Annotated in this window: 18 protein-coding genes; 9 read left to right on the top strand and 9 right to left on the bottom strand. The window is 41.2% G+C overall.

Annotated features, from left to right (window positions below; all coding sequences use genetic code 11):
- Positions 1-282: 282 nt before the first annotated feature.
- Genes MV676_RS09235 through MV676_RS09220 form a run of 4 tightly spaced genes read left to right on the top strand, consistent with a single transcriptional unit; the run spans position 283 to position 2,661 of the window.
- Positions 283-753 (top strand): DUF2062 domain-containing protein, encoded by a 471-nt coding sequence (locus MV676_RS09235; protein ID WP_297447082.1) that lies wholly within the window; start codon positions 283-285, stop codon positions 751-753.
- Positions 754-1,578, top strand: a complete 825-nt coding sequence (dapF, locus tag MV676_RS09230; protein ID WP_297447080.1) for a diaminopimelate epimerase — start codon at positions 754-756, stop codon at positions 1,576-1,578.
- Complete coding sequence (locus MV676_RS09225) at positions 1,571-2,224, top strand: uracil-DNA glycosylase (RefSeq protein WP_297447078.1); 654 nt, start codon at positions 1,571-1,573, stop codon at positions 2,222-2,224. The genes dapF and MV676_RS09225 overlap by 8 nt, the downstream gene beginning before the upstream one ends.
- On the top strand, positions 2,224-2,661 hold the full coding sequence (locus MV676_RS09220; protein WP_297447076.1) for an MGMT family protein: 438 nt from the start codon (positions 2,224-2,226) through the stop codon (positions 2,659-2,661). The genes MV676_RS09225 and MV676_RS09220 overlap by 1 nt, the downstream gene beginning before the upstream one ends.
- Here the strand turns inward: MV676_RS09220 and MV676_RS09215 are convergent.
- The 4 genes from MV676_RS09215 to MV676_RS09200 form a co-directional block, all read right to left on the bottom strand.
- Entirely contained in the window at positions 2,649-3,146 is a 498-nt protein-coding gene (locus MV676_RS09215; protein ID WP_297447074.1) for a hypothetical protein, read from the bottom strand. The two genes, MV676_RS09220 and MV676_RS09215, sit on opposite strands and share 13 nt — an antisense overlap.
- Positions 3,147-3,209: 63 nt before the next feature.
- Positions 3,210-4,403 (bottom strand): amidohydrolase, encoded by a 1,194-nt coding sequence (locus tag MV676_RS09210; protein ID WP_297447072.1) that lies wholly within the window; start codon positions 4,401-4,403, stop codon positions 3,210-3,212.
- A 100-nt stretch (positions 4,404-4,503) separates the two neighbouring features.
- Positions 4,504-5,577 carry a hypothetical protein gene (locus MV676_RS09205; RefSeq protein ID WP_297447070.1) on the bottom strand — a complete coding sequence of 358 codons (1,074 nt, stop codon included), beginning with the start codon at positions 5,575-5,577 and terminating at the stop codon, positions 4,504-4,506.
- A gap of 21 nt (positions 5,578-5,598) precedes the next feature.
- Complete coding sequence (locus MV676_RS09200) at positions 5,599-7,533, bottom strand: DUF505 domain-containing protein (RefSeq protein ID WP_297447068.1); 1,935 nt, start codon at positions 7,531-7,533, stop codon at positions 5,599-5,601.
- Between the two features lie 162 nt (positions 7,534-7,695).
- Here MV676_RS09200 and MV676_RS09195 point away from each other — a divergent pair, with 162 nt between their 5' ends.
- The 4 genes from MV676_RS09195 to panD all read left to right on the top strand — a co-directional run bounded on the left by MV676_RS09195 (position 7,696) and on the right by panD (position 9,794).
- A complete protein-coding gene (locus MV676_RS09195; protein ID WP_297447067.1) occupies positions 7,696-8,190 on the top strand; it encodes a hypothetical protein in 495 nt (164 codons plus the stop codon).
- Positions 8,187-8,732 carry a hypothetical protein gene (locus tag MV676_RS09190; protein ID WP_297447065.1) on the top strand — a complete coding sequence of 182 codons (546 nt, stop codon included), beginning with the start codon at positions 8,187-8,189 and terminating at the stop codon, positions 8,730-8,732. Before MV676_RS09195 ends, MV676_RS09190 begins: the two co-directional genes overlap by 4 nt.
- 176 nt (positions 8,733-8,908) lie before the next feature.
- A complete protein-coding gene (mscL, locus tag MV676_RS09185) occupies positions 8,909-9,298 on the top strand; it encodes a large-conductance mechanosensitive channel protein MscL (RefSeq protein WP_297447063.1) in 390 nt (129 codons plus the stop codon).
- 115 nt (positions 9,299-9,413) lie between these two features.
- Positions 9,414-9,794, top strand: coding sequence for an aspartate 1-decarboxylase (gene panD, locus MV676_RS09180; protein ID WP_297447061.1), 381 nt, complete (start codon positions 9,414-9,416; stop codon positions 9,792-9,794).
- On the opposite strand, the gene MV676_RS09175 is transcribed toward panD, so the two are convergent.
- The 4 genes from MV676_RS09175 to MV676_RS09160 are packed head-to-tail and all read right to left on the bottom strand — an operon-like array spanning position 9,791 to position 13,815.
- The gene (locus MV676_RS09175) at positions 9,791-11,062 is read right to left on the bottom strand and encodes an MgtC/SapB family protein (RefSeq protein WP_297447058.1); all 1,272 of its coding nucleotides are present in this window, start codon (positions 11,060-11,062) and stop codon (positions 9,791-9,793) included. The two genes, panD and MV676_RS09175, sit on opposite strands and share 4 nt — an antisense overlap.
- Entirely contained in the window at positions 11,059-11,898 is an 840-nt protein-coding gene (locus tag MV676_RS09170; protein ID WP_297447056.1) for a shikimate dehydrogenase, read from the bottom strand. Before MV676_RS09170 ends, MV676_RS09175 begins: the two co-directional genes overlap by 4 nt.
- Entirely contained in the window at positions 11,873-13,165 is a 1,293-nt protein-coding gene (locus MV676_RS09165; RefSeq protein WP_297447055.1) for a replication-associated recombination protein A, read from the bottom strand. Before MV676_RS09165 ends, MV676_RS09170 begins: the two co-directional genes overlap by 26 nt.
- Positions 13,162-13,815: a phosphoribosyltransferase family protein gene (locus MV676_RS09160; protein ID WP_297447053.1), complete on the bottom strand. Its 654-nt coding sequence runs from the start codon at positions 13,813-13,815 to the stop codon at positions 13,162-13,164. The genes MV676_RS09165 and MV676_RS09160 overlap by 4 nt, the downstream gene beginning before the upstream one ends.
- Positions 13,816-13,907: 92 nt before the next feature.
- Between MV676_RS09160 and MV676_RS09155 the strand changes: the two genes are divergently transcribed.
- Complete coding sequence (locus MV676_RS09155) at positions 13,908-14,147, top strand: hypothetical protein (protein WP_297447051.1); 240 nt, start codon at positions 13,908-13,910, stop codon at positions 14,145-14,147.
- A gap of 295 nt (positions 14,148-14,442) precedes the next feature.
- Here the strand turns inward: MV676_RS09155 and MV676_RS09150 are convergent.
- Positions 14,443-15,323 (bottom strand): polyprenyl synthetase family protein (locus MV676_RS09150; RefSeq protein ID WP_297447049.1); only part of this gene is annotated, 881 nt, incomplete at its 5' end.

Raw genomic sequence — 15,323 nt, 5'->3', positions numbered from 1 at the left:
GTTTAATACATGATGGACGCCCAAATTTCTCAATGCATAATGAGATCTAGAATTAGTAATACTACACCAGATAATTGTTCTAAATCTGTTTGAAATTATCTTTATCTTTGAGAGTCTTTTACTGAGCTTATTAATATTTTCTCCCTTTTTCTTTAGGCGATATGTAGAGAAATGCTCCTTATGAACTTTAACGAAGATAAAAAGGCTGCTTGAAAATTTGCAAAAACATATATTTTTAGTAGAATACATTGTTGTAAATACCAGCTAGTATGAGGAAAGGGAATGAAGCTTAAAGAGCTTTTCTCCTTCAGATTCTACATTAAAAAACTACTTGAATTAAAAGATAGACCGGAAGAAACTGCGAGGGGGCTGGCTCTTGGCGTTTTCATAGGTTTCCTTCCCGTAAACGGATTCCAGGTTCTCATAGCAATAACAATAGCTGCATTTGCAAAGGCAAGCAAAATTGCCGCTGCCATAGGAACTCACGTTACAAATCCGTGGACCACGGTTCCCGTTCTTGTAATAGACTACTACGTTGGATGTAGAATCTTGAGACTTCTCGGATATCAGGTAATGAGAGTTTCACTGTCAACATTTTCGCTTTCAAGAATCTTTTCAGCAGGCCTTGCACTTTTAGCACCAACATTTGTAGGCGGTGCCTCTTTAGGATTAATCTTTTCCATACTTTCATATTTTGGATTTAAAAAGTTAGTTGAAAATGTAAGAGAGAAGCAAAACGCGGAGACAGCGTAAGTGATTGAATTTTCAAAGTTAGAAGGAACGGGAAACGATTTTATAATAATAGACGACAGAAATGGCTCTATAAAAACATTTCTTAAAAAGAAAGAAATAGAAGTAGAAACTTTCGTTCAGACAATCTGTAACAGAAAAAGAGGAATTGGTGCTGATGGGCTAATTCTGATAGAAAATTCATTCCGGGCAAACTTCAAATGGGATTTCTTTAATGCCGACGGCTCAAGAGCTTCCATGTGCGGGAATGGGGCAAGGTGTACTGCAAGGTTCGCTTTTGAAAAAGGAATAGCACCTCAGAAGATGAGTTTTGAAACCGGGGCAGGAATAATAAAAGCTGAAGTAACCGGTAAAACCGTAAAAGTACAGATGACCCGGCCCCACAGCATAAACTTTACCCGTGAAATAGAGATAAACGGTGGAAAGGTAAAAGGTGCTTTTCTAAACACCGGTGTGCCCCATTTCGTTGTGTTTGTTGAAGATATAGAAAACGTTAACGTAGAAAGTTTTGGAAGAAAAATAAGATCCCACAAAACGTTTGAACCGGAAGGAACTAATGCCAACTTTGTCCAGTTTAAAGACGGGAAACTGTTTGTCAGAACCTACGAGCGTGGTGTAGAAGGGGAAACCCTCGCCTGTGGCACCGGTTCCGTCGCTGCGGCAATTACCTTTTGGAAACTCTTTTCCCGCAAGCCTCCCATTACTGTAATCACCCGTTCCGGCAAACCGCTCACCATCTACTTTGACGAAGAGTTAAAAGAAGTGTTCCTTGAAGGAGAAGCGACCTGGATATGTGACGGAAAGCTGAGGGAGGAAGTCTTTGGATAAGGTTCAACAGTTCATAAAATTTTTAAATGAAATGGGATACGAAGAGATAAAAATAGAAGGAGCTTTTATGAAAGAGAAAGAAAATGATATCTCAGCTCTTGAAAAATTAAAAGAGGAAGTTCTTAAATGCAAAAAGTGCAGACTTGCCGAAACACGCCACAACGTTGTATTTGGCGAAGGTAATCCAAAAACAAATCTAATGTTCATAGGTGAAGCTCCTGGCGAACAAGAAGATCTTCAGGGAAGGCCCTTTGTAGGAAGGGCAGGACAACTGCTGACAAGATTTTTAAATCTGTTCGGCATAGAAAGAGAAAGGGTTTACATAACCAACATCGTAAAATGCAGACCGCCAAAAAACAGAAATCCTAAACCTGACGAAATAAAAACCTGCTACCCTTACCTCAATAAACAGATAGAAATAATAAAACCAAAGGTTATCCTCTGTCTCGGAGCGTTCGCCGCAAGAACGGTTCTAAACCTGCCTGAAAAAACCCCTATATCAAAGATTAGGGGACAGGAATTCAAGGTAAAAGATTACATAGTTATACCGACATTCCATCCTGCGTACCTTCTAAGAAACAGGCGAGGCGAAACAGACTTCCAGAGAGACCTTGAAGTTGCTTTAAGGATAGCTGGAATGATCTAATGATAACCATTGTTCAGTTCTCATTTGGAGTCACCGTAATAGTAGAACACACAGACAACACCGTAACAAAAGTGAACTTAACGGCAGAAAAGCTGGTAGAAACAAAGGGGCATCCTTTAATTGTTAAAAGATTTCAAGCCTACGAGAAATACGGGAAAATCATTGTCCCATTTAAAAAAGAGTTACTTACGCCTTTTCAGTTAAAAGTTTTCTCAACTGTCACAGCCATTCCACCGGGTAAAACCGCAACGTACGGTCAAATCGCAAAGACACTTAAAACATCGCCAAGGGCTGTCGGACAGGCACTTAAAAGAAATCCCTTTCCAATTATCATTCCCTGCCACAGGGTTATATCATCCAGAAATATTGGCGGCTTTTCCGCTGGAATATCCATAAAAAAATTACTGCTGAACTTTGAAACAAATCACTTTATATAACGGTAGTGTATGATGCAAAAACCTTCCTTTTTAACAAGAATTTTCTTATCTATTCCCTCAGGAACAACAACAACCTTGCTGCAGCACGCCCTCTCTAAAAACCTTTCAATGAGTTTGGGAAACGGACACAGCGTGCCTTCAAGTTCTGCCCCTCCAACACCCTTTGGACAAAAACGACAAGTTGAAGAGACTATCCTTAAAAAAAATCCATCTACAGAAAATTCAATCGAGAGCTGCCCTATTCTGAGATGCTCATTAAGGAAATTTACAGCCTCTTTTACCTGATCTTCCGTTGGAAGATCAGGATCAATCTTGAAACCTTTAGTTACAGCGTATTGAAACAAAAATTCACCTATACGAGCACCGGTTAAGTTAATAATACCCTGATTGAGAACGCCAAACTCATTAAGTCCTGCCAACAGAGAAGCGACAAAGACATTCTCAGCGTTCAAATCCCTTTCTTGAACTTTTTTTTTGAAATCCATGCTCCCCTCTCCCTTTATACAACCATATACCGAAATTATAACATAAAACTTAAACAAAGAAGCTTATTTAACCATAGAAGAAAGCCACTTAAAAGCAAGAAAAGATAAAACAGCGGTCCCAACGGGAAGAGCATCTTCATCAATGTCAAACTTCGGATTGTGAAGCGGAAAGGTTGTTTCCTTTTTTTTGTTTCCCGTTCCAAGTCTGAAGTAAGTACCCGGAACAATTTTCAAATACTCCGCAAAATCCTCCCCACCCATTGAAGGTTTTTCAAGGTAGAGAACGTTCTCCTCACCAAGAAACTCTTTCAAACTGTTCATTGCAAATTCTGTAACTTTCTTATCATTTATGAGGGGTGGCGTCCCTTCAGCATACTCAAACTCATAGGAACCACCGTAAGCAGCGGTTATACCCCTTAAAGCTTCCTCTATCCAGAGAGGAATCTTCTTTCTAACATCCTCGATTAAAGTTCTTATCGTTCCTGTCATCTCAACAGTATCCGGGATAACGTTTTCGGCCTCACCACCTCTTATCGTTCCTATGGTAAGGACAGCAGGGTCAAGTGGATCAACCCGTCTGCTAACAATGTGGTGGAGAGTATTAACAACCTGAGAAGCTATCAGAACAGTATCTATACCCATGTGGGGTTTTGAAGCGTGCGTTCCTTTGCCGTGAATCTTTATACTGAATACATCTGAAGAAGCAAGAACAGCACCCGGGCAGGTTGCCACCTTACCTGTCTCAAGTTCCGGGAAAACGTGAAGACCGAAAATAGTACCGACATCAGGGTTTTTAAGGACTCCGGCAGCAACGAGTTTTTTTGCGCCGCGGCAGTCCTGCCTCTCCTCGCAAGGCTGAAAAATAAGCTTTACATTTCCTTTAAGTTTATCCCTGTGTTTTACAAGTAACTTTGCCGCTCCAAGAAGCATCGCCGTATGGGCGTCGTGACCACAGGCGTGCATAACACCTTTAATTTTAGAGGCGTAAGGCTTCCCCGTCTCCTCTCCTATTGGAAGTGCATCCATATCAGCCCTTAAAGCAACAGTCTTATCACCGTTTCCCTTTATAAGGCCAACAACAGCCGTTGTATCACCAAAGTTTTCAATAACTTCATCAACCCCAAGGCTTCTGAGAGTATCTGCCACAAGCTCTGAAGTTCTGAACTCTCTCCCGGAAAGTTCGGGATATTGATGAATCCTGCGTCTTAAACCAACCACGAAATCCTTTATCTCCTGTGCCTCCTTTAGAAAATCCACTTTTACACCTCTCAGAGGGAAATTTCACTATTAGAATATAATCCTTTAAAAGTAAAAAGCCCCGACTTAAGTCGGGGCTTCACACGGCAATTTAGAGATTTTAAGCAACTGGATAAGCAACTTCCGGCCTTTCTTCCACAAGGCGAATATCGTAGGCACCTTCAGGAATAGGAACAATCTTCTCCCTCTTAACCCATCTTTCAGGAAGGTGAATAACTCTGCCGCCTATGTGAATAACTGTAGGCCTGATATTCGCTTCATAAGTTATTCTCACACCGTAAACTTCGCGTCCAAACCTGTTTTTAAATTTTCCGGGCCCTTCCATTTTAATGTTTCTTGCCGTTCCTGGAATGTATATTCTTTTAGCATACTCTCTGTTCCTTACAGGATGGTGATACACAAGCCATAAAACCTTACCTTCTTTATATTTTGCTTCGGTAGGAATGTACTCCTGAGCTTTCTTCTCTTCTTCCAAAAGTCTCTCCACATACTGCTCCAGCGTTTCATCTTCTCTCACATCACTTTCATCCCATACTTCGTAAGTTATCTTCCAGCCGTTAACCTCTGAAATTATATTGGCAAGTTTAACAGTCCTTTCTTCCTCAACATTCACAATGTCATCAATCCTGTCAAGAATATCCTCAAATCTTTCTCTGAAATCCTTTAAGTGAGTAATCGCAACAATCAGATCTGCCTGACGTTTTAGCTTCGTCAGAAGTTCTGAAGACTCAGCAAGTACCATCGCTTTTCTTATAGCACAGAAATCCCTGCGAAGTTCCTCAAGAATTTCTGGAGAAAGTTTCAGGTCGGTGACAGCTTCTTTTATCTCCTTCATAATTTCTTCAGGTATTTCTTTAAGACGCTCTTCTATAGTTTTGTTATCCTTGCCCCACGGATCATAAGTTTTTCCCCATCCGTTGTAAGCTGAAATGTAGTTTGCAAGTCTTACTGTTATCCTATTTTCTTCAAGGGCAACTTCTCTTAGCTTTTCAATCATGGGCCCAAACTTTTTAAGCCAGAACGGTGAGTAGGTTAACGTGCACAGATAATCAGACCTTTTTTTAAGATCTGTCAACTGCTCAACTGCCTGCACCTCAAGCATCTCGTCTCTGATTATACAGTTGATACGTCTGATGTCTTCCGGTGAATCCACTTTTCCATAAATTCTTCCCATGATACCCTCCCCTAATTAGGTTTAGTTCAGCCTGTCAAAGGCCTCAAGAATCAAAAGTCCAGCTTCGTTAATGCTGTTTTTACCGACAAGATTCGCCTTCTTAAGGATTAAAAGCTCCTCTCCAAATGTTCTCTCATCAAGGCCTGAAAGTTTTATGGCTTCTTTTAGATTCTTAGGAAGAACCCTTATCTTTTGTTCTTTAACGTAAAGCGTTCCAACTTTTCTAAGTGCATCAAGAACTCTAACACCAAGAGGCGTAATAGGATTGGCAAAACCTTCAGGCGTTCCAGCAAGGGCTCTCTTTATAAGTCTTCCCACCTCCGTCAGGACAATTGCCCTGTTCGGCAGAATATCAATATACCCTCTCGCCTCAAGCTTGTTAACGGCATACTCTATTTCTTCGTGCCATGTCTCATCAAAATATTCGTAAAGGTCATCTACAAAGAATCCATTGTCTGGAATTTTGTGAAGCACCTGAAGTTCAAACCTTGTTATGTGAGGAAGCCTCCTTATAGCATAAGCAGCTTCTTCATAAAGCTTTCCAGCAACCGTCGGCTCACCGCCACCAACAAGCTGAGCGGCAACAGCCTCCTCGTACCACTCAACATTTGGAGCACCAAATACTCTATTCTTGATTGTTATCGCTTTAACGGCAGTAGAAGAAATTTTTCTGAATCCCCTTGTCTCCATATCTTCAAGGATCTTTTTACCCCAGCCGGTCAAATAGTGAACCTTTTTACCATTGTAATCCTTTGATTCTATAAGGTTAAAAGATTCCATTGTATAGAGGCTTTCCTGAACAATGTCATAAAGCTTAACATACCACCTGTTACCTTTCTCGTAGAAACTCTTGAAAAGCTCTTCAACCGTTTTAACTTCAGAAAACTTTTTCTTAATTTCCTCTTTTTTCTGATAACCGATATCCTGATAGAGTCTCCTTCCATAATGTTCCATGACATGTTTGTAATCTTTAAGCGGCTTGTAGAACAGGTAGTGAACAAGTTCATCAACCGTCGGAACAACTTCAGGATTGTCCTTGTGCTTTTTCCAGACCTCTTCTATAGCTTTGAGAAGTTCAGCATCAATGTCTTCAACGTTTATCGTTTTAACCGGAAGAGATTCTTTATCCTTCCAGACCCTGTAAACTTCAAGGAGCGCTTCTCCTGCGGGAAGTAGTTCACCTTTATCGTCAACGAGAGCAAGCTGCCAGAGAACCTCCTTTTCTTCCTCGTTAAGCTCTTCAATGCCCATATCAAAACACTTAGCAAGCGTATCCATTTTATCTTCAGAAATAATAACATCAAGAGCCGGTGGAATCAGCTCACACGCCTCTTTCACCTTATACCCAAGAGCTGTAAACGTATATATATCCGAAGCCGGAACGGAAAAGGCAATAAGCCTCATTGACTCAAGAACGAGAGGAAGCCTGCTTTCACCCTTCAGAACAGAACTTTCCGCAGGACCAGAAGGAATTGACCTGATATAGTCGTGAAGTTCCTTTGAGACGATAAGCCTTGGACTTGCATTCTGGAAGATATCGTAAACGGCCTTTCCATAATCGTTTACAACCTTAAAAGTACCTTTTTTCTCTATCTTCCTCTCCTCTATGAAACCTCTTTCCTCAAGGTACTCCTCTGCAAGCTTTCCGGGAATATCACCATTTCTGACAGCCGCATCTATCATAGCTATTATTTCAGAACCTACCCACCTGAACTCCTCATCCCACTTTTCAGGATGAGGAAGAATCCCTTTATCAACCATTTCTTTTAAAATATTAACAAGGGCCTCTCCCCAATAGGTAAGTACGTACTCAAGCGGCTTACCCATCCTTGCAAGGTTTGCCATCTCAAGTTCTACAAATGGCGCTTTCTCAGTTTCCTGAACTGTGCAGAACTTCCCCTTTTCCACTTCTCGCAGTCTCAGAAGGGCAAGTGCGTGCTCCTTTCTGATTACCATCTTCACCTCCGGTTGTGATTTTCACGTCCCTTCATGTTTGAAGATATATCATAAATCTTTTTAAGTCAACTGCAACAATAAATAATTAAGGTTGACAATACTACTTTAGATTTTTAAATTGAATCATGTTAATTTATCTCAAATCGGACAGGGAGGTGAAAAATGAAAAAACCGGCATGGATAGTAGTGCTTCTAACAGCCATCGGGCTGCTCCTTGGATGGAGCATAGGAGCGTTTTTCACCAATGTAACAGTGGCAAAGGTAGTGGCGTCTATTCCCGCATCACCGATCGTCACAGGAGTAAGCTACAATAGAGATAAGCACCAGCTTACTTACTCAATGCTCAACCCGGGCGGAATGCCACTTACCATCATTCAGGAATCCTTCGTATTTACGCCAGGCAGCAAATCTAAAGAGAAAGGCTATGTAGTATCCAACATTCCGGTAAAAGTAACTTTACCCCCTGGAGTTGTTACAAAGGTAATTTTGAAACTTAAACCGGGAACCGAAAAGCTCGAAATTGGCGACGGCGTTTTGGCAACATTTACTTACGTAACCCCGCTTTCAAATGACCTTTATACAGTAATTCATCCATTTAAAATGGGAATATCCGGTAAAGCTACCGCTCAAAGTGCTAAAAAGGGAGGTGAAAAATGAAAAAAGAAAAATTAGTATGGTGGCTTTTTATGATTATTTTCGGAATCGCTATAGTTGCAGCAGCATTCGGAGTAGCAGCCCTGATATCAGTTGCAATGTCCAGCCCTGAAACAGCAGCTTTCTTAGTAGGATTAATTGGATTTTGGCTGTTTGCTAACAGACTTATCTTTGGATATGGAGGTGTGGCAAATGCAGCTTCAACATTCTTAAAAGGAGAAAAAATTGATAGAGAAACATTGATGGCAAAGATAAAAGAGCCAGCGGAAAAGATAAAGGAAATGAGCATAGCGTCACTGCTCATACTATGGTACAACTCACTGGAACCGTTTAAATATGCTTACTATCTCGGCTTTTTCCTCGTCCTTACATTCGCTGTTATACTTGGAATGAACATAATCGTTGCAGGTCCGGTAGCCTTAGTAGTAAAGGCTTTAACTTACGGTGCCGCTATACCAACACTCATCGTATGGGGACTTGAGCTTCTTTCAGGATACTACATTGCTGAAGTAATCAAAAAGGTTGCAGAAGACATAAGCAAGTGAGGGGAACCCCTCACTTGCTCTAAAATTTCTCAATTAATTTTGAAAAATTAAAAAATTAACGAAAATTTGACAAAAATTCCCCCGTTATATTAAAATAAATTCTGAAATTCACAATCACATTTAAGCAACTTGATGTTTATCTCTGCAAATTAAATAAGACCAAATGGAGGATGAACATGGGAATGCTGAAAGAGTTTAAAGATTTTGCCATGAGAGGGAATGTAATTGATATGGCAGTCGGTATCATCATAGGTGCAGCTTTTGGAAAAATTGTTTCATCATTCGTCAGTGATGTGCTTATGCCGGTGATAGGACTGTTAATAGGAGGCGTAAACTTTACCGGCCTATCAATTTCTGTAGGAAAAGCCACCATTAAATACGGAAAATTTATACAATCTGTCGTTGATTTTACAATTATAGCTTTTGCAATATTTTTAGCTATAAAAGCTATAAACTCACTTAAAAAGAAAGAGGAGGAGAAACCATCAACTCCACCTGCACCCTCAAAAGAAGAAATTCTGCTTTCAGAAATAAAAGACCTTTTAATGAAAATGGCTGAAAAATAACTTCCTGCAGGCTTCTGCCCGCTTTCACCAATAATTCATCATACTCTCTGCTTTGCACTTTTACACTAAATTTACATATATTTACTCTGGATAAACTCTCTAACGGAGAGACAGGATGAGAAGATTTATGTTTAAGTCAAAAATACACAGAGCAACGGTAACACAGGCTGACCTTAACTATGAAGGAAGCATTACCATAGATTCGGCACTTATGAAAATTGCAGACATTCTTCCCTATGAAAAGGTTGACGTATATAACATAACGAACGGCGAACGTTTCTCCACTTACGTTATCCCCGGTGAGCCGGAAAGTGGCGTTATATGTCTTAACGGTGCAGCTGCAAGAAAAGTTCAAGTTGGGGATAAAGTCATAATCGTATCCTACTGCGAACTTGAGGAAAATGAGCTTGAACACTTTTCACCAACGGTTGTTCTGGTCGATGATGAGAACAGACCTGTAAAGATCACCTCTCAATCCGGCGGTGTGGTTGTCTAACGAAAGAGAATCGCAAAAACGCCTGCAAGTCCCAAAGTTTCACCTGCAAGGAGTAAAAGAAACCCTTTTGTGCTTTCCTTAAATATTGCCTTACCGCCAATAAATAGAGTGAGGAACCATTTGAACAGAGTATTTACAGTTGCTGCAATGAATATCGCTGCAACTGCAACAAGAGCCGTAATTTCACCGGAAGAGTAAAGCTTTGCCATAGAAAGCGTTATGGCATCAACATCGGAAAGGCCGGAAACGGCAGCTATCGCAAAAAGCCCCCAGGCACCAACGTACCTCGCAGCAAACTTTGTGAGGAAGAGAACAAATCCAAAAAATACACCGAATTTAAGTGCAGTTGAAAGTTCGTAGGGATTCTCAACTTCTATCTTTTCATTTCCCTTTGTTATCCTGGCTCTGGCGTAGGTAGATAAAAGGCCAAAAATGGTAGCAACAACGCAGGGAAAGAGGAAAAACTTTATAAGAGAAGTATTAACGATAAAAACAAGTGTCAGTATGCGGAAAAACATTATCGCAGAGGCGCCAACTATCCCTGCAGCGTACTCACTAACTATAACAGGATTCCTCTTTGCAAATGAAGAGAGCGTGACGGTAACGGCAGTGCTCGACACAAGCCCGCCTATCAGTCCAGTAATAACCGTTCCCTTCTTGCTTCCAACAAACTTTGTAAGCACGTAGCCGATAAAATCTATCGTAGAAATAACAACAACCATTGCCCAGACATCTCTCGGATTAACGCCGTAGAAGGTTTTATCAGGAAGGAGAGGATAAATAAGAACCGTTACAACAGCAAACTTCAAAAAGGCAAAAAGATCGTCAAGAGTGATATGTCTGACAAATTCGTGCATCGGCTTTTTAAATGTCAAAACGGAAAAGACCGCAATAGATATAACTGCTGCAATCTGATACTCTTTGAAAAAGCAGAGAACACCCGTGAAGAAAGTAACAAGAGCTGCAAACTCTGAAGTTAAACCAGGCTCCTTCTCGCTCTTTTGAGCCATGAGGATAAAAGCTGAAGCCGCCACGAAAACGATGGGAACGACAAGTGGCGATACAGCGTCAGCCACATGCGCCGATAAAGTTCCAAGCAGAGATATAAGAATAAACGTCCTTATACCGCCAAAAGTCGGTGTCCCCTCAAGTTGCTTTTTATACTCTCTCTCTATCCCTACAAGAGCACCGAAAATTATAGACAGGAAGTAGGGTTCGTACTGATTCCAGACGGAAGAATCAACAAGTTCCCTCATAAACTCTATCATAGCTGCTCCAGAATGACCCTCTTCATCACGTCCACAGGCGGCTCTTTCCCTGTCCATATTCTAAAAGCCCGTGCGCCCTGATGAACGAGCATGCCAAGACCATTTATAATCTTCGCACCTTTCCCTTCTGCCACCTTCAATAGCTCTGTTTTAAAAGGTTTATATATGATGTCAACAACGACCACTGAAGGCGGGATAACCTCATAATCAAAAAGTGGCGGATCGATCTCCCTCATACCGACTGAAGTAGTATTCACAATCAGGTCTGCACTACTTAAGACCCTTTCAACATCCTCTAAAGAGATAGCCTCCACATCACCGTAACTTTTAAGTTTTTCCGAAAGAGCAACCGCTCTATCCAGCGTCCGATTGGCAATAATAACCCTTCCTGCTCCCCTCTTTAAAAGTGCAAAGGTAACCGCCTTCCCGGAACCTCCGGCACCTATAAGCAAAACTGTCTTTCCTCTTACGTCAACTCCCTCTTCCTCAAGGGAATCAACAAAACCATCGCCGTCTGTGTTGTAACCGGAGAGGACACCATTTTCGTTTTTAACAGTATTAACAGCTCCCAAAAATGCTGCTACCTCATCTATTCTATCAAGAAACGGAACAATCTTCTCCTTTAAAGGCACCGTAACGTTTATTCCTTTTATATTCATCGCACGAAGTCCGGAAACGGCACCACCTAAATTATCAGGATTAACCTCAAACGGCACATAGACAGCATCTATTCCCAGCTCTTCAAAAGCTGCCGTCTGCATAAGAGGCGAAAGAGAATGTTTCACCGGAAATCCAAAAATACCGTAAACGTCAGTTTTTCCCGTTATCCTCAACACTTTTCATCTCCTCCAGCCACTGTTTTAACTGTTTCTCAAATCCAATCCCGTCATCAGAGTAAAATTTTCTATCCTCAGCAAGATACTTCTGCTTAACGTAATGTTTGGGAAAATTGTGAGGATAGAGGTAACCATTACCGTGTCCCATCTCCCTTGCACCTTTATAATGAGAATCTCTCAAGTGTAACGGCACAGGAAGAATATCACCAGATTCAATCGCTTCCATAGCCCTCTTTATCGACATATAGACGGCGTTTGACTTTGGACTCATTGAAAGATATATCGTAACCTGGGCAAGGGTTAAAGCAGCTTCGGGCATTCCTATTTTTGAGACTGCATCCATGGCGGCGTTCGCCATCAGAAGAGCCTGAGGATTTGCGTTCCCTATATCTTCAGAGGCAAGAATCACAAGACGCCTTGCGATAAATACAGGGTCTTCACCGCCCTTAAGCATCCTTGCCAGATAGTAAAGGGCTGCATCAACGTCACTCCCCCTTATAGACTTTATAAAGGCCGAAATAACATCGTAGTGATAGTCTCCCTTACCATACCTTGAACTCTCACCAAAAGCTACCTCTTTAACGGTATCTTCCGTTATCCTGGAACCGGAAGGCACTAAAGCAGCAATCTCTTCAAGGTAGTTTAAAGCCTTCCTGCCATCACCTCCAGAGAGTTTAGCAAGAAGTTCAAGTGCCCCGTCAGATATGGAAAGATTTTGCCTTTTTAATCCCCGTCTATCGGTAAGTGCACGTAAAACCAGCGTTTTTATCTCTTCAGGCGAAAGAGGATTAAACCTGTAAAGCTTTACCCTTGATCTTAAAGCCGGAACAAGAGAAAAGTAGGGATTCTCTGTTGAAGCACCTATAAGTATAACGTTGCCCGATTCTATGTCAGGAAGTAAAGCATCTTGCTGAACCTTGTTAAACCGATGAATCTCATCTATGAAAAGGATTGTTTTTCTGCCAACCTCAAAATTCTTTCTCCCTTTTGCAAGGGCTTCTTTTATCTCCTTAATGTTTGAGGTAACGGCGTTAAGCTCTATAAAGTCAGCGTTAGATGTCTTTGCTATCAGTCTTGCCAGTGCCGTTTTCCCGGTTCCCGGCTCACCCCAGAAAATGGAAGATCTGACGGCATCACTTTCTATCAATCGCCTTAAAGGTTTTCCCTCGCCTACAATATGCTTTTGACCAACAAACTCATTAAGATTTTCAGGCTGAAGTCTCACAGCAAGGGGTCTCTTTCCCTTTGAAAAAAGCGTATCCTTCATCTCTCTCTTAACTCTCTGATAATCTCTATCACTTCTTCATCTTCAACCTGAGGAAAACGCTGGTAAAACTGACCAACGGCGTTGAAAAAGGCCGGTGCATAGAGGACAACAAGGTCGTCAGCAAGAGAAGAAAACTCCTCAAGTTTATCTTCCGGCATAACGGGAACGGCAAGAATTATCCGCAAGGGACGTTCTCTACGTATTTCAGAAATAGCCGCCTTTACTGTTAAGCCGGTTGCTATACCGTCATCTACAAGGATAACATCCCTATCGTAAAGGTCAATATCCGAAATGCCAAACTTCCTCTTCCTCTCCTCAATCTCTCTTATCTTTTCAAGAGCCTTCTTCTCAATGTACTCCCTTGTAATTCCAAGCCTTGCAGCTACATCATCGGTGATAGAGGGATTTAGGAGAACGTGTCCCGTCTCTGTAACTGCCCCTATCGCAAACTCTTCGTTAAACGGAGCACCTATCTTCCTTGGAAATGTCAAAGTGAGAGGCGCACTTAAAGCTTTAGCTATCGGCTCTGCGACAACAACGCCACCCCTTGGAATAGCCACAACAACAGGATTGACAAGCTTTCCGTCGTATCTTTCAATCAACGCCCTTGCAAGAAGTTCCCCAGCTTCCCTTCTGTCTCTAAAAACCATAACTCTCCTCTCTAAAACATTTCTTATTTTAAAATTTTACCCTCATTAAAATGAGCACAACCTCCGATATAGTATTGGAAAAACAATCTCAGGTGAAATGGCAGTCAATCTCCTCTATACCGCACCAACCATTTCCGACATTGAAAAATATCTACTACTTAAAATATTCAGAAACAACAATCGTAAGCGTTACAAGTTTTACCACAACCAGCGCAAAAACTAAAAAATACCCGAGGCTTCTAAAAGAATTTAAAAACTACAGCATAAAATACATGGTAAAATCACTCTCCCTGAAGGAAAAAAACTTCCAGTTTGTTCTTCAGTCATTATAATCAGCGAAAATGAAAACAGATTTTTCGCCTTAAAGTGGTTACAATGTTCAAAGGAGTGAGAGGAAGTACCATCATGCCTTCTGGCACTGAACCTACCATCAAAAGCAAACGTCTGTTTCATATGGATTTCAAACAAATAAGGATTTAATTTTACTTAAAAACTTGAAAATTACAAAAAAATATGTAAATTGTAAACAGCAGAGAAGGGACTGCCCCAACCTCTGACTCTATTTAGTCAAGGAGGTGTGGAGAAGGGACAGCCCCTCCTGGGTAGCCAAAAAACTTATAAACCGCCTTAAAACGTTCTGGCGACTATAAAGTCCGCTATTTCTAAAAGGGATTCTTTATACTCTGAGCCCTCAATCACCCCAAGAAGCTCTTTTGCTTTTTCTATATAGTTTTTAGCAATATCAAACGTTTGACTTATCCCCCCTTTCTTCACAACCAGCATACGTACATATTCTATTTCTTCCTCACAAGGATTGCTTCTATTTAAAATATGATTAATTTCTTTCTTTTCAACTTCCGAAAGGCTATTTCTAACAGCGATTAAAGGATATGTAACTTTTCCTTCTCTGATATCGTTTCCGGCAGGTTTCCCTATGGTCTCTGAATCTGAAATGTAGTCAAACGCATCGTCCACAAGCTGGAAGGCATAACCTATATATTTACCAAACTTCCTCATAGCAATCTTTTCTTCTTCACTGGCACCACCAACTATTGCTCCGGCTTCACAGCAGGTAGAGAGCAAAGAAGCCGTCTTTCTGTAAATTATGTCAAAGTAATCTTCTTCACTTAAATCAAACTTACCAATAACTTCAAGCTGCTTAAGTTCCCCTTCTGACATGTCCCTAATCGCGTCTAAAGCCCTTTGAAGAACTTCCATGCCACCAAAAGTGGCAAATGTTGAAACACCCTGAGCAAACATGTAATCACCGACCAAAACGGCAACATCATTACCGTAAACTGCGTTGGCGGAAGGTTTACCCCTTCTTAAGGAGGCACCGTCCACAATATCATCATGAAGTAGCGTAGCGGTATGAATATACTCCATGGCTATAGCAACAGGAATTAAACGGCTATCGTCAGGATTAAAAAGCTTCCCCGAAAGGATTGTTAACCCCGGTCTTACCCTCTTTCCGCCACTGTTAAATATGTAACCGCCCGCTTCAAGAA

Origin of the sequence: Desulfurobacterium sp. (genome assembly GCF_027028515.1) — a bacterium.
Lineage (GTDB): Bacteria > Aquificota > Aquificia > Desulfurobacteriales > Desulfurobacteriaceae > Desulfurobacterium_A.
This window is presented reverse-complemented; position numbering and strand designations above follow the sequence as displayed.